Source organism: Achromobacter seleniivolatilans, from assembly GCF_030864005.1.
Taxonomy (GTDB): Bacteria; Pseudomonadota; Gammaproteobacteria; order Burkholderiales; family Burkholderiaceae_B; genus Achromobacter; species Achromobacter seleniivolatilans.
In genome coordinates this window covers 2,925,448-2,945,999 of record NZ_CP132976.1, presented here as the reverse complement: position 1 = coordinate 2,945,999, position 20,552 = coordinate 2,925,448, and the positions used below count along the sequence as shown (strand labels likewise).

General features: G+C 62.9%; 17 protein-coding genes. 12 read left to right on the top strand and 5 right to left on the bottom strand.

Annotated features, from left to right (window positions below; all coding sequences use genetic code 11):
- Positions 1 to 153: 153 nt before the first annotated feature.
- A complete protein-coding gene (locus RAS12_RS13070) occupies positions 154 to 1,179 on the top strand; it encodes a sensor histidine kinase (protein WP_371321279.1) in 1,026 nt (341 codons plus the stop codon).
- On the top strand, positions 1,176 to 3,104 hold the full coding sequence (locus RAS12_RS13065) for a potassium transporter Kup (RefSeq protein ID WP_306950182.1): 1,929 nt from the start codon (positions 1,176 to 1,178) through the stop codon (positions 3,102 to 3,104). Before RAS12_RS13070 ends, RAS12_RS13065 begins: the two co-directional genes overlap by 4 nt.
- 84 nt (positions 3,105 to 3,188) lie before the next feature.
- On the opposite strand, the gene argG is transcribed toward RAS12_RS13065, so the two are convergent.
- Complete coding sequence (gene argG / locus RAS12_RS13060; protein ID WP_306950179.1) at positions 3,189 to 4,529, bottom strand: argininosuccinate synthase; 1,341 nt, start codon at positions 4,527 to 4,529, stop codon at positions 3,189 to 3,191.
- Between the two features lie 315 nt (positions 4,530 to 4,844).
- Between argG and RAS12_RS13055 the strand changes: the two genes are divergently transcribed.
- Genes RAS12_RS13055 through RAS12_RS13035 form a run of 5 tightly spaced genes read left to right on the top strand, consistent with a single transcriptional unit; the run spans position 4,845 to position 12,823 of the window.
- Positions 4,845 to 6,347: an efflux transporter outer membrane subunit gene (locus RAS12_RS13055; protein WP_306950177.1), complete on the top strand. Its 1,503-nt coding sequence runs from the start codon at positions 4,845 to 4,847 to the stop codon at positions 6,345 to 6,347.
- 4 nt (positions 6,348 to 6,351) lie between these two features.
- Positions 6,352 to 7,530, top strand: coding sequence for an efflux RND transporter periplasmic adaptor subunit (locus RAS12_RS13050; protein WP_306950175.1), 1,179 nt, complete (start codon positions 6,352 to 6,354; stop codon positions 7,528 to 7,530).
- Positions 7,527 to 10,709, top strand: coding sequence for an efflux RND transporter permease subunit (locus RAS12_RS13045; protein WP_306950173.1), 3,183 nt, complete (start codon positions 7,527 to 7,529; stop codon positions 10,707 to 10,709). Before RAS12_RS13050 ends, RAS12_RS13045 begins: the two co-directional genes overlap by 4 nt.
- Before the next feature lie 31 nt (positions 10,710 to 10,740).
- Positions 10,741 to 11,427, top strand: a complete 687-nt coding sequence (locus RAS12_RS13040) for a heavy metal response regulator transcription factor (protein WP_306950170.1) — start codon at positions 10,741 to 10,743, stop codon at positions 11,425 to 11,427.
- A gap of 10 nt (positions 11,428 to 11,437) precedes the next feature.
- On the top strand, positions 11,438 to 12,823 hold the full coding sequence (locus tag RAS12_RS13035) for a heavy metal sensor histidine kinase (RefSeq protein ID WP_306951435.1): 1,386 nt from the start codon (positions 11,438 to 11,440) through the stop codon (positions 12,821 to 12,823).
- Here RAS12_RS13035 and RAS12_RS13030 read toward each other — a convergent pair.
- The gene (locus RAS12_RS13030; protein WP_306950168.1) at positions 12,820 to 13,737 is read right to left on the bottom strand and encodes a LysR substrate-binding domain-containing protein; all 918 of its coding nucleotides are present in this window, start codon (positions 13,735 to 13,737) and stop codon (positions 12,820 to 12,822) included. The two genes, RAS12_RS13035 and RAS12_RS13030, sit on opposite strands and share 4 nt — an antisense overlap.
- A 96-nt stretch (positions 13,738 to 13,833) precedes the next feature.
- On the opposite strand from RAS12_RS13030, the gene RAS12_RS13025 reads away from it, so the two are divergent.
- From RAS12_RS13025 to RAS12_RS13010, 4 genes are all read left to right on the top strand, one after another.
- Positions 13,834 to 14,700, top strand: coding sequence for an amidohydrolase family protein (locus RAS12_RS13025; protein WP_306951433.1), 867 nt, complete (start codon positions 13,834 to 13,836; stop codon positions 14,698 to 14,700).
- Positions 14,701 to 14,768: 68 nt separating this feature from the next.
- The gene (locus RAS12_RS13020) at positions 14,769 to 15,722 is read left to right on the top strand and encodes a Bug family tripartite tricarboxylate transporter substrate binding protein (protein ID WP_306950167.1); all 954 of its coding nucleotides are present in this window, start codon (positions 14,769 to 14,771) and stop codon (positions 15,720 to 15,722) included.
- A gap of 2 nt (positions 15,723 to 15,724) precedes the next feature.
- On the top strand, positions 15,725 to 16,255 hold the full coding sequence (locus RAS12_RS13015; protein ID WP_306950166.1) for a carboxymuconolactone decarboxylase family protein: 531 nt from the start codon (positions 15,725 to 15,727) through the stop codon (positions 16,253 to 16,255).
- A gap of 12 nt (positions 16,256 to 16,267) precedes the next feature.
- Positions 16,268 to 16,831, top strand: a complete 564-nt coding sequence (locus tag RAS12_RS13010; protein WP_306950165.1) for a DUF4286 family protein — start codon at positions 16,268 to 16,270, stop codon at positions 16,829 to 16,831.
- A gap of 104 nt (positions 16,832 to 16,935) precedes the next feature.
- Here the strand turns inward: RAS12_RS13010 and argF are convergent, their stop codons facing one another.
- Entirely contained in the window at positions 16,936 to 17,877 is a 942-nt protein-coding gene (gene argF / locus RAS12_RS13005; RefSeq protein WP_306950164.1) for an ornithine carbamoyltransferase, read from the bottom strand.
- Positions 17,878 to 17,933: 56 nt separating this feature from the next.
- Complete coding sequence (locus tag RAS12_RS13000) at positions 17,934 to 19,115, bottom strand: aspartate aminotransferase family protein (protein ID WP_306950163.1); 1,182 nt, start codon at positions 19,113 to 19,115, stop codon at positions 17,934 to 17,936.
- Positions 19,116 to 19,340: 225 nt separating this feature from the next.
- On the opposite strand from RAS12_RS13000, the gene RAS12_RS12995 reads away from it, so the two are divergent.
- Positions 19,341 to 19,631, top strand: a complete 291-nt coding sequence (locus RAS12_RS12995; RefSeq protein WP_306950162.1) for a DUF3579 domain-containing protein — start codon at positions 19,341 to 19,343, stop codon at positions 19,629 to 19,631.
- 79 nt (positions 19,632 to 19,710) lie between these two features.
- Here RAS12_RS12995 and RAS12_RS12990 read toward each other — a convergent pair whose 3' ends face one another.
- Entirely contained in the window at positions 19,711 to 20,430 is a 720-nt protein-coding gene (locus tag RAS12_RS12990; protein WP_306950161.1) for a GntR family transcriptional regulator, read from the bottom strand.
- Positions 20,431 to 20,552 lie beyond the last annotated feature (122 nt).

Genomic DNA, 20,552 nt, shown 5'->3' with positions numbered 1-20,552 from the left:
CGGCGCGGCGGGCTTGCTCCGGCTGCGCACATCCAATCTATGCATAAGCGAGGGTATCGCGGCATGACGCAGGAACGTACTCCTTCCGCTCCCCCAGCAACTCGCTCCATACTTCCCTCACGCTCCCTGGCGCGGCATCTGGTGATACGCCTGATGCCGCCGATCTTGCTGCTGGTCCTGCTGGACCTGGCCGCCACGTGGGTCATTACCCACAAGATCGACATGTCGTTGTGGATGCTGGAAGACTTCTTCTGGCTGATGGTGGTGGGGCAGGTAGCCCTGATCGCGCTGTTTACCTGGGTCGTGGTGCAGGGCGTGAGGTCCGGGTTGCGCTCGGTGAACCACTTGTCCGAGGAAATTCGCCAGCGCTCCATTGACGATATGCAGCCCTTGGAAGTGGCGGGCGTTCCGGTCGAGATCGAGCCGCTGGTGACCCACACCAATGATCTGCTGCTGCGCCTGGATGCCTCTTTGGCAGCGCAACGCCGCTTTATCGGGCATGCAGCGCACCAACTGCGCACCCCTTTGGCCGGCCTGCGGCTGGAATCCGAACTGATGCTGGCCCGCCCCTTGCCCGACGATGTGCGGGCGCGTGCCGAGCGGATCAAGGCCGTCAGCGACCGCATGATCCGCTTGGGCCAGCAGTTGCTGGTGCTGGCGCGCGCCGACCCCAACGCCCGTCCGCAAGACAGTTTCGTGCGTATCGACTTGTGCGAATGGGTGCGGGCCAATGGCGCAGAGTGGTTTCCGCGAGTGCGCGAGGCGCGCTACGAGCTGGATCTGGTCGCGCCCGACGCGCCGATCTGGATTGATGCCGATCCCTTATTGCTGGCGGAGTTGCTGGGCAACCTGATCGACAACGCCTTGCGCTATGGCAACGAGACCGGCCGTATTACGCTGATCGTCGGGGCGAATCCGCCGTCGCTGACGGTCGAGGACGACGGCCCCGGCATTCCCGCCGAAGAGCGCGACCGTGTGTTTGAAGCGTTTTACCGGTCACCCACCGCCACGGCGGGCGGCTCCGGTCTGGGGCTGGCCATCGTGCGCGAGATCGCGCATGCCCATGGCGCCTGGTGGAAGCTGACCAGCCGGCCTGCTTTTTCTGGAACGCGACTGTCTGTCGTCTTCCCCGGCCCCCGTAAAGGGGCTCAACTTACTCGGCAAGAACCCACATCATGAGCCAAGGCACGGCTGGCGCTCCTTCTCCAACAGGCGCTCACGCGGGCGGAGTGCACGCACCGTCGTCGCGCGCGGCGCTCATCATGGGAGCCTTGGGCGTGGTGTATGGCGACATCGGCACCAGCCCGCTGTACACATTGCGAGCCTGCCTGACGGGCTTGAGCGTGCATACCGATCTGGAGCCCGCCCACTTGCTGGGCGTGCTGTCGATTCTGTTCTGGATGCTGATGGTCGTGGTGTCGCTGAAGTACGTGACACTGGTGCTGCGTGCGGACAATCGGGGCGAGGGGGGCACGCTGGCGCTGTTGGAGCTGGCCGTCCGCAATCGCGAGGGCAAGATGCGGTGGGTGCTGATCGTGCTGGGCATTTTCGGCGCGGCGCTGTTCTATGGCGACAGCATGATCACCCCGGCGATTTCGGTGCTGTCCGCGCTGGAAGGGATCAGCATTGTGTCGCATACGCTGGACCGCTGGGTGGTGCCGATTGCTCTGGTCGTGCTGGTGGGCTTGTTTGTCATTCAGTCGCATGGCACGGGCCTGATGGGAAAACTGTTTGGCCCGGTGATGGTGTTGTGGTTTGGCACCTTGGCGGCGCTGGGCGGCTGGCAGATCTGGCAGACGCCCGAGGTGCTGGCTGCGCTGAATCCCATGTGGGGCCTGCGCTTTATTGTTGAATTTCCTGTGATCAGCTTTGTGCTGCTGGGCGCAGTGGTGCTGGCGCTGACCGGAGCCGAGGCGCTCTACGCGGACATGGGCCACTTTGGCCGGCCGGCGATTCGCAGCGCCTGGTTCAGCATGGTGCTGCCGGCGCTGACCTTGTGCTATTTCGGTCAGGGCGCGCTGTTGCTGCGCGACCCCACGGCGATCCGCAATCCGTTTTTCATGATGGCCCCTGAATGGGGACTGGCGCCGCTGGTGGCGTTGGCGACGATCGCCACGATTGTGGCGTCGCAGGCAGTGATCTCCGGGGCATATTCCGTGACGCGCCAGGCGGTGCAGCTGGGCTTCTGGCCGCGCATGCAGATTCTGCACACCTCCGCCGTCGAGAAGGGGCAGATCTATCTGCCGCAGGTCAATGCGCTGCTGTTGTGCGCGGTGCTGGTGCTGGTGCTGCTGTTCCGCAATTCCGACAACCTGGCTGCGGCCTATGGTTTTGCCGTGACCGGAACCATGCTGACGACATCGGTACTGGCCTTTGCCGTGTTGCCGCGAGGCAGCACGGGCGTGAAGCGCGTGCTGTGGCTGACGATTCTGGGCTTTTTGCTGTTGTTTGATGTGCTGCTGTTTTCGGCGAACGTCTTCAAGATCCATGAGGGCGGCTGGTTGCCGCTGCTGGTGGCGATTGTGGTGTTCACACTGATGATGACGTGGCGCCAAGGGCGCCGCTTGCTGTCCGATATGCAGCACCGTGACCGGCAACCGCTCAAGGAATTCATGGAGCAGCTGGAAGAGTATCCGCCGTCGCGTGTACCGGGCACGGCGATTTTCATGACCATGAATTCTGGCAATGTGCCCCCCGCGCTGTTGCACAACCTGAAGCACAACAAGGTGCTGCACGATCACGTGCTGTTCCTGACGATTCTGGTAGCTGACGTGCCGTACATCTCGCCCGAAGAGCGCTTCGAGGTGAAGAAGCTATCGGCGTCGAGCTGGACGGCAACGGTGAATTACGGCTTCAAGGAAGATCCGGATGTGCCCGAGGCCTTGCGGTTGGTGGCCGAGGCGTATCCGGAGCTGGATCTGGAGCCCATGCGGACGTCTTATTTCCTGTCGCGGCAAACGGTCGTGGCGGCGCGCAAACCGGCGCTGTGGAGATGGCGGCGCGCGGTGTTTTCGTTCATGGCGCGAAACTCGACGCGGAGCACGAAGTTCTTCAAGATTCCGGCGAATCGGGTGGTCGAAATGGGCATGCAGGTGGAGTTGTAGATTGGATGGGGCGCGGCCCCATCGGCAACCCATAAAAAAACCCCTCGGGAGAAAAACCGAGGGGTTTTTTTGCGGCCTGAAGAATTACTTCTTCTTGGCCTGATCCTTCAACTGCGGCAGCGACGTGCCGCTGGATGCGAGCAGGCCGGTTTGCACGTAGGTGAACAGCTTGGCGCGGGTGTCGACGATGTCGAGGTTGCGCATGGTCAACTGGCCGATACGGTCTGCGGGGGTGAACGGAGCGTTTTCCACCTTTTCCATGGACAGACGCTCGGGGGCGTAGGTCAGGTTGGCGGATTCGGTGTTCAGCAGCGAATAGTCATTGCCGCGGCGCAGTTCGATCGTGACTTCGCCCGTGATGGCGCGAGCGACCCAGCGTTGGGCGGTTTCGCGCAGCATGATGGCTTGCGGGTCGAACCAGCGGCCTTGGTACAGCAGGCGGCCCAGCTTGCGGCCGTTTTCGCGGTACTGCTCGATGGTGTCTTCGTTGTGAATGCCGGTGACCAGGCGTTCGTAAGCGATGAACAGCAGGGCCAGGCCCGGGGCTTCGTAGATGCCGCGGCTCTTGGCTTCGATGATGCGGTTTTCGATCTGGTCGCTCATGCCCAAGCCGTGACGGCCGCCGATGCGGTTGGCTTCCAGCAGCAGTTCGACCGGGTCGCTGTATTCCACGCCGTTCAGGGCAACCGGTTGGCCTTCCTCGAAGCGGACGGTGACTTCTTCGGCCTTGACGGCGACGTCGTCGCGCCAGAACGCCACGCCCATGATGGGCTGCACGATGCGGATGCCGGAATTCAGGTGTTCCAGATCTTTGGCTTCGTGGGTGGCGCCCAACAGGTTCGAGTCGGTCGAGTAGGCCTTTTCCGACGACATCTTGTAGTCGAAGCCGGCTTGGCGCATGTATTCGGACATTTCCGAACGGCCGCCGAGTTCGTCGATGAAGCGCTGGTCCAGCCAGGGCTTGTAGATCTTCAGGTCAGGGTTGGTCAACAGACCGTAGCGATAGAAGCGCTCGATGTCGTTGCCCTTGAAGGTGCTGCCGTCGCCCCAGATGTTGACGTCGTCTTCCTTCATGGCGGCCACCAGCATCGTGCCGGTGACGGCGCGGCCGATAGGCGTCGTGTTGAAGTACGTGATGCCGGCGGTCGAAATGTGGAACGCGCCTGCTTGCAAGGCGGCGATGCCCTCGGCCACGAGTTGCTGACGGCAGTCGATCAGGCGGGCGTTCTGCGCGCCGTAGGCGAGTGCCTTGCGGGGGATTTCGTCGTAATCGGACTCATCGGGCTGGCCCAGGTTCGCCGTGTAGGCGTACGGAATGGCGCCGTTATTGCGCATCCACAGGAGCGCTGCGCTGGTGTCGAGGCCGCCGGAAAAGGCGATGCCGACCTTCTGGCCGGTGGGAAGGTTCGGGAGGATAGTGGTCATTGTTTGAGGTGAGACGCCAACAGGACTTTGACAGCAACGAGCCGCCAAACAAGAAATATAGCGGCCTATTTTAACTCTTTTGACCGAGACGGGCCGCAGCGGCCGGGATGGCGCGGGCGGCCCGTGGCGGAGGGTCTATGAGGGCAGCCTGGCATCCGTCCCTGATGAGGCCGCCACCCGCAGGCAGCAGAGGCCGCTACCCTCACGCGAGACAGAGAAACCTGTCCGTTTTGTCAGTATCCGGACAGCGTGACGTCCCGGACGCCTTTTTACATTGAGGGCGTACCAACTGTCGGCCGGGTATCCGGCGCTGCCATGAATCCAGGACATCGTATCGGGCCGCGTTGGGCGGCGGCAGGGCTGGCGGCCTCAATGGCGCTGGCCGGCTGTGCCGTCGGACCCGATTACACGCGTCCGGCGATGGACCTGCCGGGCGCCTACAAGGAGGCCGGCCCATGGAAGCCCGCCCAGCCCGGGGCCATCGACAGCAATATGCGCTGGTGGGAAACCTATGGTGACCCCACGCTGAACAGCCTGATCGTGGCGGCCAACGCGGCCAATCAGAACATTCAGCAGGCTCAGGCCCAATACCGCCAAGCGCGCGCCGCTGCGGATGCCGCCCGGGCGGGCTTCTGGCCCAGTGTCGGGGCCAATGCGTCGGCTGGCCGGGCTCGTGCCAAAAGCAATGGCGTGACTGGCGTTTCCAACAGCTATTCGGCAGCTATCGACGTGTCGTGGGAACCCGATTTGTGGGGTGCAGTGCGGCGGCAGGTCGAAGCCAGCGACGCATCGACTCAGGCGAGTGAAGCCAGTCTGGCGGCGGCCCGTCTCAGCATCCAGGCGGCGCTAGCGCAGGACTACCTGCAATTGCGGGCGGTGGACCGCGAGAAAGATCTGTACGCCCGGACCCTGGAAGCCTATGCGCGCACGCTCAAACTGACGCGCAGCCAGTACGACGCAGGCGTGGCGTTGCGTTCCGACGTTGCCCAGGCCGAGGCGCAGTTCAAGACTGCCCAAGCGCAGTCGATTGATCTGGACGCGTCCCGCAATCAGCTGGAACACGCGATTGCCATCCTGACCGGACGGGCGCCAGCGCAGTTCAGTCTGGCGCCATTCCCGGCCAGCCAGCCGTGGATGTTCCAAGTGCCGCCTGTACCGACGGGTCTGCCGTCGGATCTGCTGGAGCGCAGACCGGACATTGCCGCGGCTGAACGGAATGTGGCGTCGGCCAATGCAGATATCGGGGTGGCGCGGGCCGCTTATTTTCCGTCGCTGGTGTTGTCTGCAAGCGGGGGCTTTGGCGCCGCCAGTTTTGCCCAATGGTTCAACGCGCCGGGCCGGGTCTGGTCGCTGGGCGCGCTGTTGGCCGGGACGATTTTTGATGGCGGCCTGCGGCACGCTCGCGACGCCCAGGCTGTTGCCGCATTTGACGCCAGCGCCGCGCAATACAAACAGACGGTGCTGGGCGCGTTCCAGGAAGTGGAAGACAACCTGTCGACCTTGCGCGTCCTGGATGACGAGGCGCGTGCGCAGGACGAAGCCGTGACCGCGTCGCGTTTGAGCGAGCAACTGGCCTTGGCGCAATACCGCGCGGGCACGGCCACGTTCCTGACGGTGGCGGTGGCGCAAGCCTTGACGCTGTCCAACGAGCGCACGGCAGTGCAACTGCGTGGCCGCCAAATGGTGGCCAGCGTGGCGCTGGTGAAGGCCGTGGGTGGCGGCTGGAACGCTGGCGCCCTTGATACCCCTGATGCCCAAGCGCTTGCCGTGGCCGGCCGGCCAGCGGCGGCAAGCCAACCTTCTACCCACAATGAGTAAGTCCATGGACCGTACGGTGAGTTTTTCGGATCGGCGCAAGACGCTGCGGGTGGGCGCTGTGGCGCTGGTGATAGCCGCATGCTCGCTGGCGGCGTGGCTGTTTCTGCGCGGGCCTCGCGCGCCGGCCGCAACCGTGGCTGCGGCCGTGCCGGTTGCGACAGTGCAGGTTCAACGCCAGGAGCTTGCGCATTACCTGACGGGCGTAGGCACGGTTACCGCTGCCGCCACGGTGACGGTGAAAGCGCGTGTCGACGGCCAGCTGGACAGTGTGGGATTTTCCGAAGGGCAAGACGTCAAGGCCGGACAGGTGCTGGCCAATATCGACCCGCGTGGGCTGCAAGCGCAGTTGGCGCAGGTGCAGGCGCAGCGGGCCAAGGATCAAGCCACGCTGGCCAATGCGCGTCTGGACTTGCAACGCTATACCCGCTTGCAGCACGAGGACGCCGCGACGCAGCAAACGCTGGACGCGCAGCGGGCGCTGGTTGCGCAGCTGGAAGCCGCGACCCAGACCGACGACGCGCAGATCAGTTATGCCAAGGTGCAGCTGGACTACACGCGCATCGTGGCGCCCATTGCCGGACGCGTGGGCGCTCGGCTGGTGGACCCGGGCAATATCGTGCATGCGGCGGATGTGAACGGGCTGGTCGTGATCAATCAGATCGACCCGATCACTGTGTTGTTTTCGCTGCCGGAAGAGGCGGTGCCCGCGATTAACGCGGCGCTGGATCAAGGCCGGAAATTGCCCGTTGTGGCGTATGCCCGCGATAGCAATGAGCCTCTTGAAACCGGGACGCTGGTGCTGTTGAACAACCAGATCGATACGACTACGGGCACCGTGCAACTCAAGGGCCGTTTCGACAATCCGCAGCACCGCTTATGGCCCGGCCTGTATGTGAACGCGCGTCTGGTGCTGGACGCGCATGAAAGCGCATTGACGGTGCCGGCCGCCGCTGTGCAGCGCGGCCAGAGTGGCCCCTATGTGTATGCGGTGGATGGCAATGACATTGCGCAACCTCAAGCGGTTACGGTGGAGCGATTGCAGGATGGTTTGGCGCTTATCCAGAAGGGTTTGGATGAAGGGCAGCGCGTAGTGGTCGATGGGCAGTACAAGCTCAAGCCCGGCAGCAAGGTGCGTGAATTGGCTTCAAACCCTGTACCCGTTGCAGCGGTGAGCAAGCCATGAGTATCTCTGCCCATTTCATCAAGCGGCCAATCGGCACATCGCTGCTGGCATTGGCGATTCTGCTGGTCGGCATTGCGGCGTGGCCGCTGTTGCCCGTGGCGCCGCTGCCGCAGGTGGACTTTCCCACGATCCAGGTGCAGGCAAGCCTGCCTGGCGGCAGCCCCGAGACCATGGCGTCCAACGTGGCGCAACCGCTGGAACGGCAGTTCTCGTTGATCGCGGGCTTGACGCAGATGACGTCGGTCAGCGCAATCGGCATGACGCAGATCACCTTGCAGTTCGACCTGAACCGCAGCATTGATTCCGCGGCGGTGGATGTGCAGGCGGCCATCAATGCGTCGACCGGACAGTTGCCGGCCAACCTGCCGAACCCGCCCACCTTCCGCAAGGTCAACCCGGCTGACGCGCCCATCATGGTGATGGCGGTGCAGTCGGACACCTTGCCGCTGATCCAGGTGAACGACTACGCGGACAATATCCTGGCCCAGCAGATCTCGCAGATATCGGGGGTGGGGCTGGTGAACATCGGCGGCCAGCAAAAGCCCTCTGTACGGATTCAGGTGGACCCCGGCAAGTTGTCGGCCTTGGGCTTGAGCCTGGAAGACCTGCGCGGCGTGATCGCCACCACTACCGTCAACCAGCCCAAAGGCACCATCGACGGCGCGCGTCAAAGCTTCACGACCTATACCAACGATCAACTGCTGTCGGCGGCTCAGTGGAACGATATGGTGCTGGCCTACCGCAACGGCGCGCCGATCCGCGTGCGCGACGTGGGCGTGGCGGTGGACGGGCCCGAGAACACCAAACTGGCTGGCTGGGCCTACGCCGGCAAGGCGTCTCCGCCAGACAACACGATTACCAATGGTCGTTCGATTGTGCTGCAAATCAGCAAGCAGCCGGGCGCCAATGTGATCGACACGGTGGACAGCATTCGCGCGGCGCTGCCCCGGCTGGAAGCCTCGATTCCGCCATCGGTCCATGTGAACACCATCATTGATCGCACGCAGACGATCCGGGCATCGGTGCAGGACGTGGAGTTCACGCTGACGCTGACCATTCTTCTGGTCGTGATGGTGATCTTCCTGTTCCTGCGCAATGTGCCCGCCACGCTGATTCCGTGCGTGACGGTGCCGCTGGCGTTGATGGGCACAGCCGCGATGATGTATGTGCTGGGATTCAGCCTGGACAATCTGTCGCTGATGGCACTCACCATCTCGGTTGGCTTTGTGGTGGACGATGCCATCGTGATGCTGGAGAACGTGTACCGGTATGTCGAGGCAGGCATGTCACCGATGGAAGCCGCTTTCAAGGGCGCGGGCGAAATCGGCTTCACGATAGTGTCGATCTCGGTGTCGCTGATTGCCGTATTCATTCCTTTGCTGCTGATGGGCGGTATCGTGGGCCGCTTGTTCCGCGAGTTTGCGGTGACGGTAACGTTAGCCATTGTGGTGTCGGTGCTGGTGTCGCTGACGCTTACGCCCATGCTGTGTTCGCGCTATCTGAAGAATCATCATGGCGAGAAACATGGCCGGCTGTACCTGCTGTGCGAACGGGGTTTTGACGCCATGCTGCATGGGTACGAGCGCGGTTTGAAACTGGTGCTGCGGCATCAGTTCGCCACGCTGTGCGTATTTCTGGCCACGGTTGCCTGCACGGTGGCGCTGTTCATGGTCATTCCCAAGGGCTTTTTTCCGCAGCAGGACACAGGCTTTATTTTCGGCTTTGCCGAGTCGTCGCAGGACTCGTCTTTTGCGCTGATGAACCAGCGCATGATCCAGATGGCGGAGGTGATTCGACTAGATCCTGATATTGCCAGTTTCGGGTTCAACGGCAGTCAGAGCACCTACAACACGGGCAATTTCTACATAGGTTTGAAGCCCAAGGACGAAGGGCGCACCGCCACGGCTGACGAGGTGATCGCCCGGCTGCGGCCGCAACTGGCCAAGGTTCAAGGCGTGACGCTGTTCATGCAGGCAGGGCAGGACATCAACGTAGGCGGGCGCTTATCCCGCACGCAGTACCAATACACGCTGACGGACTCCGATCTGGACGAGCTGAACGTGTGGGCGCCGCGCCTGCTGAACAAGTTTCGGGAATTGCCGCAATTGACCGACCTGGCGTCTGACCAGCAGAACGCGGCGGCCACGGCATCGCTGACCATCGACCGCGCGCGCGCCTCGTCGTTTGGTATTTCGCCAGCGCTGATCGACGCCACCATTTATGACGCCATCGGCCAGCGCCAGGTTGCCCAGTACTTCACGCAGATCAACAGCTATCACGTGATTCTGGAAGTAACGCCCAAGTTGCAGCAGGACCCCAGCCTGTTTTCAAAGCTTTACCTGACCTCGCCGCTGACGGGCCAGCAGGTGCCGCTGTCTACCTTCGTCAAGCTGGACACGAACAAGACGGCCTACCTGTCCATCAGCCACCAGGGCCAATTCCCAGCTGTGACCATTTCGTTCAACCTGGCGCCGGGCGCTTCGCTGGGCGATGCGGTGCAGGCCATCCAGCAAGCGCAGAACCAGATGGGCGTGCCTGCCAGCCTGACGGGGGCATTCCAGGGCACGGCCAAGGCATTTGGCGATTCCCTGTCGACGCAACCGTACCTGATCGCAGCGGCGTTGATTGCCGTCTACATCGTGCTGGGGCTGCTGTACGAAAGCTATATCCATCCCTTGACGATCCTGTCCACGCTGCCATCCGCAGGCGTGGGGGCGTTGCTGATCCTGATGCTGGGTGGTTATGACCTGAGCGTGATTGCGCTGATCGGCATTATTTTGCTGATCGGGATCGTCAAAAAGAACGGCATCATGATGATCGACTTTGCGTTGACGGCAGAGCGCGAGCACGGCATGGCGCCTGCCGAGGCGATCTATCAAGCTTGCGTATTGCGCTTCAGACCCATCATGATGACGACCATGTGCGCGCTGCTCAGTGGATTGCCGTTGATGTTGAGCCACGGGCAGGGGGCGGAGCTGCGCCGGCCGCTGGGTTATGCGATGGTGGGCGGGTTGATCGTGTCCCAAGCGTTGACGCTGTTCACGACACCTGTGGTCTACCTGTACCTGGACCGCGCGCATTATTGGTACATGGAACGCAAGGCGGCGAGGGCGGCGCGAAAGGCCGGGAAAACCAACAATGCGGTCATCGCTGCGCCGGGCGATCTTGGGTCAAAATAGGGATCAACCGTAAGGTCTTGCGGGGCGGCACATGAAAATCCTGATAGTCGAAGATGAACTGAAGACGGCGGATTACCTGCGCAAAGGCCTGGGCGAACAGGGCTGTACCGTCGATGTCGCGCATAACGGCATTGACGGCCAGCATCTGGCGCTTGAGCATGATTACGACGTGATCGTGCTGGACGCCATGCTGCCGGGTATGGACGGCTTTGCGGTGTTGCGGTCTTTGCGTACGGTGCGGCAGACGCCCGTGATCATGCTGACCGCCCGCGACGGCGTCGAAGACCGCATCCGCGGGTTGCACGACGGCGCTGACGATTACCTGGTCAAACCCTTTTCTTTTCTGGAACTGCTGGCGCGGCTACAGGCGCTGACCCGGCGCGGCCGGGCGCAGGAACCCGTGCAACTGCGCATCGGAGACTTGCAGATCGACCTGATCAGCCGCAAGGCGTGGCGCGCGGGATCGCGTCTTGACCTGACGGCCAAGGAATTCGCGCTGCTCGCCGTACTGGCGCGGCGCCAAGGAGAAATCCTGTCCAAGACGGCCATTGCTGAACTGGTCTGGGACATGAATTTCGACAGCAACGTCAATGTGGTGGAAGTGGCCATCAAGCGGCTGCGCGGCAAGGTGGATGCGCCGTTCGGCCGCCGGTTGCTCCACACCATCCGCGGCATGGGTTACGTGCTGGAGCTGCGCGATGACGCGGCAGCGGAATGAAGGCGGCGCTTTGAAAACGTCGCTGACACTGCGGCTGGTCATCCTTTATGCGGTGGCGGCGGCGGTTACGTTCGCGTTGACGGGCGTGGCGCTCTACGGCGTGCTGGACCGGCAATTGGACCGGCTGCAACAGGATGCGCTGCGTACTACCGCGCAAGAGGTCAGCTACTCGCTGGCCCGCAGCGGTGACCCGGAACGCTGGGGGCGATTCAAAACCAAGCTGGATACCCTGACGCCCGTTGACGGCAGTTTGCGCTTTTGGGTGCTGTCGGATGATCCGGCCTATGAGTACGGCAAGGGATTGGCGGATATCAGCAGTCTGGAACGGCACCCCGATGGCTTCGGCAAGATCACCTTGCCGGACCGCGAGACTGCGCTGACCACCATCACCGCCACGGTCGACCCGTATCTTGCCCGGCCGCAAGTGCGCCTGATCGTCGGTATGGATTCGGCGCCCTACGCGCACACCTTGCGCTATTTCTTGTGGGCAATGGCCGGCCTGTCGTTGACGGCAATCTTGCTCGTGGGATTGTTGGGCTTTTGGGTGACGCGGCTGGGACTGCGGCCCTTGAACCGCTTGTCGGCCGAGGCCCGCGCTCTGCGGCCGAGTGCCTTGTCGCAACGTCTGAGCATGGCCGCGCTGCCCGTAGAGCTGGAAGACCTGGCAACCTCATTCAACGGCGCGCTGGCTCGGCTCGAAGGCGCCTATAACCAGCTTGAAGCGTTTAACGCTGACGTCGCGCACGAGCTGCGCACGCCGCTGACCAATCTGATCGGGCAAACTCAGGTGGCCCTGTCGCGCCCGCGTAGCGCAGACGATTTGCAGGAAGTGCTGCAATCCAATCTGGAAGAACTGGACCGCCTGCGAGCCCTGATCAACGACATGCTGTTTCTGGCGCGCGCCGATCAGGGCGAAGCCGCGACGGGCCGGATTCAAGCCGTGCTTGCGGACGAAGTCGGCAAGACGGTCGAGTTTTTTGAATTCCTGCTGGACGAGGCCGGTATGCGGGTTCGGATGGAAGGCGACGCCTTTGCCACCGCGCTGATCGACACGGCATTGTTTCGCCGCGCGGTGACGAATCTTCTGCAAAACGCCATTCAATACTCTGCACCGGGGGCGGAAATTACGGTCGATATCCAGCGGCGCGGCGACATGCTGGAAGTGGCCGTCAGCAACGCCGGACCACCGATTGCGCCCGAGCACCTGCCGCATCTGTTTCAACGTTTCTACCGAGTGGACGCGGCGCGCCGGGTTGACGGCTTGGAGCACAGCCATGGCCTGGGCCTGGCCATTGTGAAGGCAGTGGCTGCCATGCATGGCGGCAATGTGTCGGCCAGCAGTGAAGGCGGCACCACGCGCGTGGCGTTTTGTGTCGACGCGCGCACGTCTGGTTAGCGCGTGCCGTTTTCCGGCGCAAACAGCTCCGCCAGTTTCAACTGACGGATCAGGTGCGCGGTGGCGGTCGCCAGCCGCGTGGCCGGCCGATGGCGGGCGCTGGCCAGCACCAGGTTATTGGTGATCGTGGGCGACGCGATGTCGCACAAAGACAGCGCGTGTTCAGCGGCTGGCCCCTGGGCGGCGGAACGCGGCAAGATGGCGTACGCATCCCCTTGGGCCGCCAGTTCCACAATGGTTTGCACGGCATCGACTTCGGCCGCCACCTTTAAGCGCACGCCTTGCGCGCGGCACACGCTTTCCACCAAGGTTCGGATGGCGTTGGGCAGGCTGGGCAGCACCAGCGGGTAGTTGCCCAACTGCGCCACCGCAACGCGGGCGGGCAAGGGCGGTTGATGCCCGGCGGCGGCCGCCAGCACCAGGTCTTCACGGAACAGCGATTCGTAGACCAGTTGCGGCGATGGCGCGGGGTCGTACAGCAGCGCCAGTTCCACCCGGCCCGCCAGCAGCCATTCACGCACCTGGGCGCTTAACCCTTCGGCCACCGCAATGGAGGCGTCGGGGAAACTTCGCCGGAATGCCTGCACCAGCGGCGGCGTCAGCACCCGTGCGATGCGCGGTGGCAGGCCTACGACGACCTTGCCCGTGGGCGTTTCGCGCAAGCTCTGTAAATCTTCCTTGGCGCGTTCGGCCAGCGTCAGCAGGGCGCGGGCGTGTTCCACAAACCGCAAACCGGCCTCGGTGGGTTCCGCGCCGCGGCCATTGCGATACAGCAGGTGTTGGCCCAGTTCCAGTTCCAGCAGGCGTACCTGGCGGCTGAGTGTGGGCTGGGCCACGTCCAGCATTTCGGCCGCGCGCGAGAAGCTGCGCCGCTCCGCGACCCGCAGGAAATACTCGATTTGTTTAAGGTCCATCGGATATTTAGGTTTTCTATATCTGAAATCAAAGATATAGCATTGTTAGCCGGACGGCAATGCTGGACCATGACGCTTTCACCGCAGGAATTGCCCGTGCCTGATTGCCGTCCTCCGCTTGCGTCGCCGTCTCGTCCCCGCCATGTGCTGCCGCCTGGCGCGTGCGATGCGCATTGCCACGTTTTTGGTCCCGGTAACGTGTTCCCGTACGCCGAAGGGCGGTCGTATACGCCGCCGGACGCGCCCTACGCAAAGATGGCGGCATTGCATGCGCACCTGGGCGTGGAGCGCGCGGTGGTGGTGCAGGCCAATTGCCATGGCTCGGACCACAGCGCCTTGCTGGATGCGCTGGCGCAAAGCGGCGGCCGTTATCGCGGCGTGGCGCTGTTGGGCGCTGACGCCACGCCCGCAAGCGTTCAGCAATTGCATGAGGGCGGCGTGCGCTCGGCGCGCTTCAATTTTGTGCCGCATCTGGGCGGCGCGCCCGAGCCGGCCGTGTTCGATCACGTGGTATCGCTGATTGCGCCACTGGGTTGGCATCTTTGTCTGCATGTGGATGGCGCGATGCTGCCCGGCCTGCTGCCGCGTTTGCTGGCCTTGCCCGTGCCTTTTGTGGTGGATCACATGGGGCGTCTGAAGGCGGCCGATGGGCTGGATTCTCCCGCCATGCGCGCCTTGCTGAGTCTGGCCAATGTGCCGCAGGCATGGGTCAAGGTGTCGGGCATAGACCGTATCGCGGCTGGCCAGCGCCCGTTTGCCGAGGGCATTCCATTCGTGCGGGCATTGGTCGAGGCGATGCCGGATCGCACCTTGTGGGGCACGGATTGGCCGCACCCGAATGTGGCAGGCGACATGCCTGACGATGGCGAATTGGTGGACACGTTTTTTCAGGCATGTCCCGATGCCGCGCTGCGCCAGCGTGTGCTGGTCGACAACCCGGCGCGGTTGTACGGATTTCAGTAAGCAGCAGCGCCGCATAGACAGACGGCGCTTGCCAGCAAAAACAATATTGCATTCAACGAGGAGACACCATGTTCAAGAAAATTCTATCGGCCTCTGTGCTGAGTCTGGCCGCGCTGGGCGCAGCCCACGCCGACGGCCCCGTCCGTCTGATCGTCGCGTTTCCGCCTGGCGGCCCGGTCGATCTGGTCGGCCGGGTGCTGGCCGAACAACTGGGCAAAGAACTCAAGCAGCAGGTCATTGTTGAGAACAAGGCAGGCGCCAATGGCAACATCGCGGCGGCCTATGTGGCCAAGGCGGCAGGCGACGGTTCGGTGCTGTTTCTGACCAGCGTCGGCGCGGTGTCGATCAGCCCCGCCTTGTACAAGGACCTGCCGTATGACCCGGTGCGCGACTTTGCGCCGGTGTCCAAGGTCGTGAACAACGCCACGGTGTTCGTGGTGAACCCGGTCAATCCGGCTACTGACGCCGCGGACTTCGTCAAGAAATCGCAGGCGGCATCGCAATCGGTCGCCATCGGCTCATCGGGCATAGGCAGCATTCCGCATTTGACGATGGAAATGTTTGCGGACGCCAGCAAGGCCAACGTGATGCACGTGCCCTACAAGGGCGCGGCTCCCGTGATCAACGATGTGATGGGTAATCAGGTGTCGGGCTTTTTCGGCGACGTGCCCGGGCTGATCGGCCACATCCAGGGCGGAAAGCTGAAGCCGCTGGGTATTGCCGCGCCCACGCGCCATCCGCTGCTGCCGGACGTAAAGACGCTGGCCGAGCAAGGCATTGCCGGCGTTGAATCCAACAACTGGTATGGCATTGTGGCGCCCGCGTCCACTCCGGCCGCTACCGTTGAAAAGCTCAATCAGGCTGTGCGTGCCGCACTGAGCAACGAAGCCGTGCGCGCCAAGCTGGAGAAGTTCGGCGCGCAGGCCGCGCCCAGCTCGCCGGCGGAATTGACCGCACTGATCGCATCGGATCGCGATAAGTGGACCGCACTGATCCAGCGCAAAAACATCCGTCCGGAGTAATCATGAGCGCAAGCCGAGTGACCCCCGTCGTACCGGGCACGCGCCAGGAACTGGCCGCTGTGGAAGCGCGCATCACGGCCGCACGCGGCCGGATATCGCCTTTGTATCAGGTTCTGTTGAACAGCCCGGCAGTGGTGGAAGGCTGGGAAGCCATGCTGACCGCCATCCGTCAGAAGACGTCATTGTCGCCGCGCTTGCGCGAATTGATTATCTTGCGCGTGGCCACGCTGAACAATGCGCCATACGAATTCGACGCGCATGTGCCGCACGCTTTGGCGGGCGGCATGCCTCAAACCATGATCGACGCGTTGCGCGGTCATCCCGCGCCCAACGCCGTGGCAGAGCTGGCGCCCGGCGAGGCCGATGTGCTGGCGTTGACCGACGCCATGACGCGCGACATCGAAGTGCCCGACGCAGTATTTGCACCGCTGCGCGCACGCTACGATGATGCGCAACTGGTGGAACTGGCGGCAACTGTCGGCGCGTACAACATGGTGTCGCGCTTTTTGGTGGCGCTGCGCGTCGGCCATTGATCGGAGAAGACGATGCAGGAAACGGTATTGCTGGTGTCGCTGGGCGAACGCTTTGACGAAGCACGCGCGGCCGATATGGCCCGGCGTCTGACGCAGGGGCTGGATGGCCTGCGGGTCAACGCGTATGCGGCGTTGGAAGGTGACGACACCTACGTCTATTTTCGTGGCGCAGCCGCCGCGCTGCCCGAGATTCAGGCTCGTTTGGCAGAGCAATTTCCTGGCGCGCATGCGCGGGTGGTGCATCGCACGCTGGATTTGCCGGGGGCGTCGGCGGGTCAGGATGCGCCTTGGCACTACATCGTTGAAACCGATGTGACTCCGGAAGCCGAGGCCGATCTGAACGCGTGGTACGACCAGGAACATTTGCCGGGCTTGGCGTCGGTGCCCGGCACGGTGCGTGCAATGCGCTACGAATGCCGCGATGAGGCGCCGCGTTATCTGGCCTGCTATGACCTGCACACCCAAGAGACATTCGGCAGTCCGCCGTGGCTCGCGGTGCGCGCCACCGACTGGAGCAGCCGGGTGCGCCCGTCGTTCCGCAATACACGACGGACGATGTTCAAGAAAATACTGTGACGCGGGTTTTTGCGTATGTGGCGCTCAGTTCAATTTGCAGCGCCTGATCTAGTAAAAAGGCCTGGAATCTTGCGATATCCAGGCCTCTTTCATGCTGAACCGGCTTACTTGATCTGGCCCAGCAACAGGAATTCCATCAGCGCTTTTTGCACGTGCAGACGGTTTTCGGCTTCGTCCCAGACCACGCTTTGCGGGCCGTCGATGACTTCGCCCGTGACTTCTTCGCCGCGGTGGGCGGGCAGGCAGTGCATGAAGACGGCTTCGGCGTCAGCGGCTGCCATCATTTCGGCATCCACGCACCAGTCGGCGAACGCCGCGCGGCGCTCTTCGTTTTCGGCTTCGTAGCCCATGCTGGTCCAGACATCAGTCGTGACCAGATGCGCGCCCTGGCAGGCTTGCATCGGGTCCTTGAACTGCCGCAAGACCTTGGCCGAAGGCGTGCCGATACGCGCGGCTTCCAGCTCATAACCCGCCGGGGTGGACACATGCAGCGTAAAGCCCAGCATTTCTGCGGCGTGCAGCCACGTGTAGGCCATGTTGTTGGCGTCGCCCACCCAGGCCACCGTCTTGCCGGCGATAGGGCCGCGGTGCTCGATGTAGGTGAAGATGTCCGCCAGGATCTGGCAGGGGTGGAATTCGTTGGTCAGGCCGTTGATCACGGGCACGCGCGAGTGCGACGCAAAGCGCTCGATGCGGGTCTGCTCGAATGTGCGGATCATGACGATGTCGACCATGCGCGAGATCACGCGCGCGGTGTCTTCGATGGGTTCAGAGCGGCCCAACTGGGAATCGTTCGAGGTCAGGTTGATGACCGAACCGCCCATTTGGTACATGCCGGCTTCAAACGACACGCGGGTGCGTGTGCTGGCCTTTTCAAACACCATCGCCAGCGTGCGGTCATGCAGCGGCATATGGGGTTCATAGCGTTTGAATTTTTCCTTGATCAGGCGCGCGCGGTCCAGCACGTACGCGATCTCGGCGGGCGAGAAGTCCTTGAACTGAAGAAAATGCCGCAACGGGCCGTTTTGAGTCGTGGGAGGAGTCATGGTGATGTCGCAGGTCATTAGGCCCGGCCAGGCTTATGGCCCGGGCGGGACGTTGATTATGGTTTTTCGGCCAGGAACTGTTGAATGAGCGGAACCAGGATGGAGACGATCTGATCGGCTTCTTGCCGGTTCAGTATCAGCGGCGGCAGCATGCGGATGACGCGGTCGCGCGTGACGTTGATAAGCAGGCCGGCTTCCAAGGCGTTCAAGGCCAGGACGCCGCAAGGGCGGTTCAGTTCGATGCCCAGCATCAAACCGCGGCCGCGTACCTCGGTAACGCCCGGAGTGTCAGCCAGGGCGCCGGCCAGTGTGTCTTTCAGGTAGTTGCCCACGGCGTGGGCGTTGTCCAGCAATTTGTCGGATTCCAGCGTGTCCAGCACCGCCAGCCCGGCAGCGCAGACCAGCGGACCGCCGCCAAAGGTGGTGCCATGCGTGCCCGGCGTCAATACGCCCGCGGCAGGGCCGGCGGCCAGCATCGCGCCGATTGGCACGCCGCCAGCCAGGCCCTTGGCCAGTGTCATGACGTCGGGCAAGATGCCCGCCCATTGGTGAGCGAACCACTTGCCCGTGCGGCCAACGCCGGATTGCACTTCATCAATCATCAGCAGCCAGCCGCGCTCGGTGCACAGGCGGCGCACTTCTTGCAGATACGCAATATCCGACGGGCGGATACCGCCTTCGCCCTGCAGCACTTCCAGCAGCACCGCCGTGGTGCGCGGTTCAGCGTCGCCGGCGGCGCGCACGGCATCCAGGTTGTTGTAGGGCACCTGAATGAAGCCGCTGGGTAGAGGGCCGAAGCCCTTGCGCGCCTTGTCGCTGCCCGTGGCCGCCAGCGTGGCCAAGGTGCGGCCATGCCAGGACGAATCCATGGTGATGATGTGGGCGTGCTGGTTGCCGCGCTGGTAGGCGTAATAGCGGGCCAGCTTGATGGCTGCCTCGTTGGCTTCCGAGCCGCTGTTGTTGAACGCGACTTCCTGCATGCCGGACAGCGCCGTCAGGCGTGCGGCAAGCGCCGTTTGTTGCGGCACTTCGTAGATATTCGACGTGTGAATGATGCGCGCGGCCTGCTCACTGATGGCGGCCACAAGCTTCGGGTGCGCGTGGCCCAGGCAAGAAACGCCGATGCCCGCCAGCGCGTCCAGGTATTTCCGTCCGTTCGCATCCCACAGCCAGACGCCCTGGCCGTGCGTGAACGCTACCGGCAGGCGGGCATAGATATTGGCCAGAGGCGAGGTCATGACGGATCCTCCTGGGATGATTTCAAATACGGCGGCTCTTGCGCGAGCCCTTGTTTTTGCCCTGGCTGTTGCTCCAGCCGGCGCCCGTTCAGACGGAAATTCAGGGGCGAATCGCCTTTTGGAAGAGGGCAAAGGATCAATCATATACAATTCGCGGCGCAGGGCGCATGTTTGATCACGCCGAAGATCCGGCTTTCGTGAAAGGCGCGCTGTAGTGAAGAACTCATGGCAACTCGCGTCAGACAATTCGTAATTCATGGCGTTACCGAAAGCGGTAGCCGATTCCGCCCCAGCGATTGGGCGGAGCGGCTCGCTGGCGTAATGGCACAGTTCCGGCCCGCCGGCAGTGCTGGTAACCACCTCACTTATTCGCCCTATGTGCTGCCCGTCGTGATCGACGGTGTGCGCGGGGTTGTGGTCGACTTGCGTTTACGCGAGCTGGAACCGCTGGCGTACAAGTTTGTGGTGGATTTCGCCCGCGACAACAACCTCAAGACGGAAGAACGCGAAATTTAGGCCTCATGAACGAAAAAGCGCCCCGATCGGGCGCTTTTTCATTCGGCGGGGCAGGTGCGCCTATCGGGCGGGCCTGGTGCTACGTGCCGTAACGATCCAGGATCTTGCGGATATCCCGCACGCCCGAACCATCCGTGCTCAACAGCGCGCGCGCCGTCACCGACTCCAGGTGGTGCTCCAGCAGATGCAGCACGTGCTTTTCGTCGCGTGCGCGCAGCCCTTGCACAATCTCCATATGTTCGCTGACCGCGCATTCGCTTGAATGCGGCCGCCCATAAAGGGCCAGAATCAGCGAGCACCGCGACACAATCTCGTTCACGTAGCGCGCATACACCGCATTGCCCGACAGCTCGGCCATCAGGATATGAAATTCGCCTGACAGCCGGATGGATTCATTGGTGCTGTTGCGCTGGCGCGCCTCTTCCTCTTGCGCCACATGTTGCGCCAGCCGGCTGAGGCCGGCCTCGGTGATGTGTTGCAGCAGCCGGCGCGCCACATCGCGCTCCAGGCAGCGGCGGGCCTCGAAGATGTCGTGCGCCTCTTCCAGGCTGGGCCGGGCCACCGCTGCGCCGCGGTTGGGCCGCAAATCCACCAAGCCTTCGCTGAACAAGCGCGTAAGCACGCCACGCACGATCGTGCGGCTGACGCCGAAACGTTCGCCGATCACGTCTTCAGGCAGCTTGTCTCCCGGCAGAAGAGCTTGCTCAATGATGGCTCGGCGTAAGTTTTTGTATACGATTTCAGTGCGATTCGTGTCCTTCTTGGCGGGCTCATCGGCCGGCGGCGCTAGGGATTTCATCTTCTTTTTCGCTCCTGTGCTTGCCCGTTTTCATTGTGTAGGAATCGTCTGGCGACTGCGGCCAGCGTACCTTTGCGGGCTGTTGGCAAGCATACTACACCGCACGATAAGGGTTATCGATA

Coding starts and splice junctions, on each gene's coding strand:
- RAS12_RS13070 (WP_371321279.1), top strand. CDS start 154: ATGCCGCCGATCTTGCTGCTGGTCCTGCTGGACCTGGCCGCCACGTGG.
- RAS12_RS13065 (WP_306950182.1), top strand. CDS start 1,176: ATGAGCCAAGGCACGGCTGGCGCTCCTTCTCCAACAGGCGCTCACGCG.
- argG (WP_306950179.1), bottom strand. CDS start 4,529: ATGACCACTATCCTCCCGAACCTTCCCACCGGCCAGAAGGTCGGCATC.
- RAS12_RS13055 (WP_306950177.1), top strand. CDS start 4,845: ATGAATCCAGGACATCGTATCGGGCCGCGTTGGGCGGCGGCAGGGCTG.
- RAS12_RS13050 (WP_306950175.1), top strand. CDS start 6,352: ATGGACCGTACGGTGAGTTTTTCGGATCGGCGCAAGACGCTGCGGGTG.
- RAS12_RS13045 (WP_306950173.1), top strand. CDS start 7,527: ATGAGTATCTCTGCCCATTTCATCAAGCGGCCAATCGGCACATCGCTG.
- RAS12_RS13040 (WP_306950170.1), top strand. CDS start 10,741: ATGAAAATCCTGATAGTCGAAGATGAACTGAAGACGGCGGATTACCTG.
- RAS12_RS13030 (WP_306950168.1), bottom strand. CDS start 13,737: ATGGACCTTAAACAAATCGAGTATTTCCTGCGGGTCGCGGAGCGGCGC.
- RAS12_RS13020 (WP_306950167.1), top strand. CDS start 14,769: ATGTTCAAGAAAATTCTATCGGCCTCTGTGCTGAGTCTGGCCGCGCTG.
- RAS12_RS13015 (WP_306950166.1), top strand. CDS start 15,725: ATGAGCGCAAGCCGAGTGACCCCCGTCGTACCGGGCACGCGCCAGGAA.
- RAS12_RS13010 (WP_306950165.1), top strand. CDS start 16,268: ATGCAGGAAACGGTATTGCTGGTGTCGCTGGGCGAACGCTTTGACGAA.
- argF (WP_306950164.1), bottom strand. CDS start 17,877: ATGACTCCTCCCACGACTCAAAACGGCCCGTTGCGGCATTTTCTTCAG.
- RAS12_RS13000 (WP_306950163.1), bottom strand. CDS start 19,115: ATGACCTCGCCTCTGGCCAATATCTATGCCCGCCTGCCGGTAGCGTTC.
- RAS12_RS12995 (WP_306950162.1), top strand. CDS start 19,341: ATGGCAACTCGCGTCAGACAATTCGTAATTCATGGCGTTACCGAAAGC.
- RAS12_RS12990 (WP_306950161.1), bottom strand. CDS start 20,430: ATGAAATCCCTAGCGCCGCCGGCCGATGAGCCCGCCAAGAAGGACACG.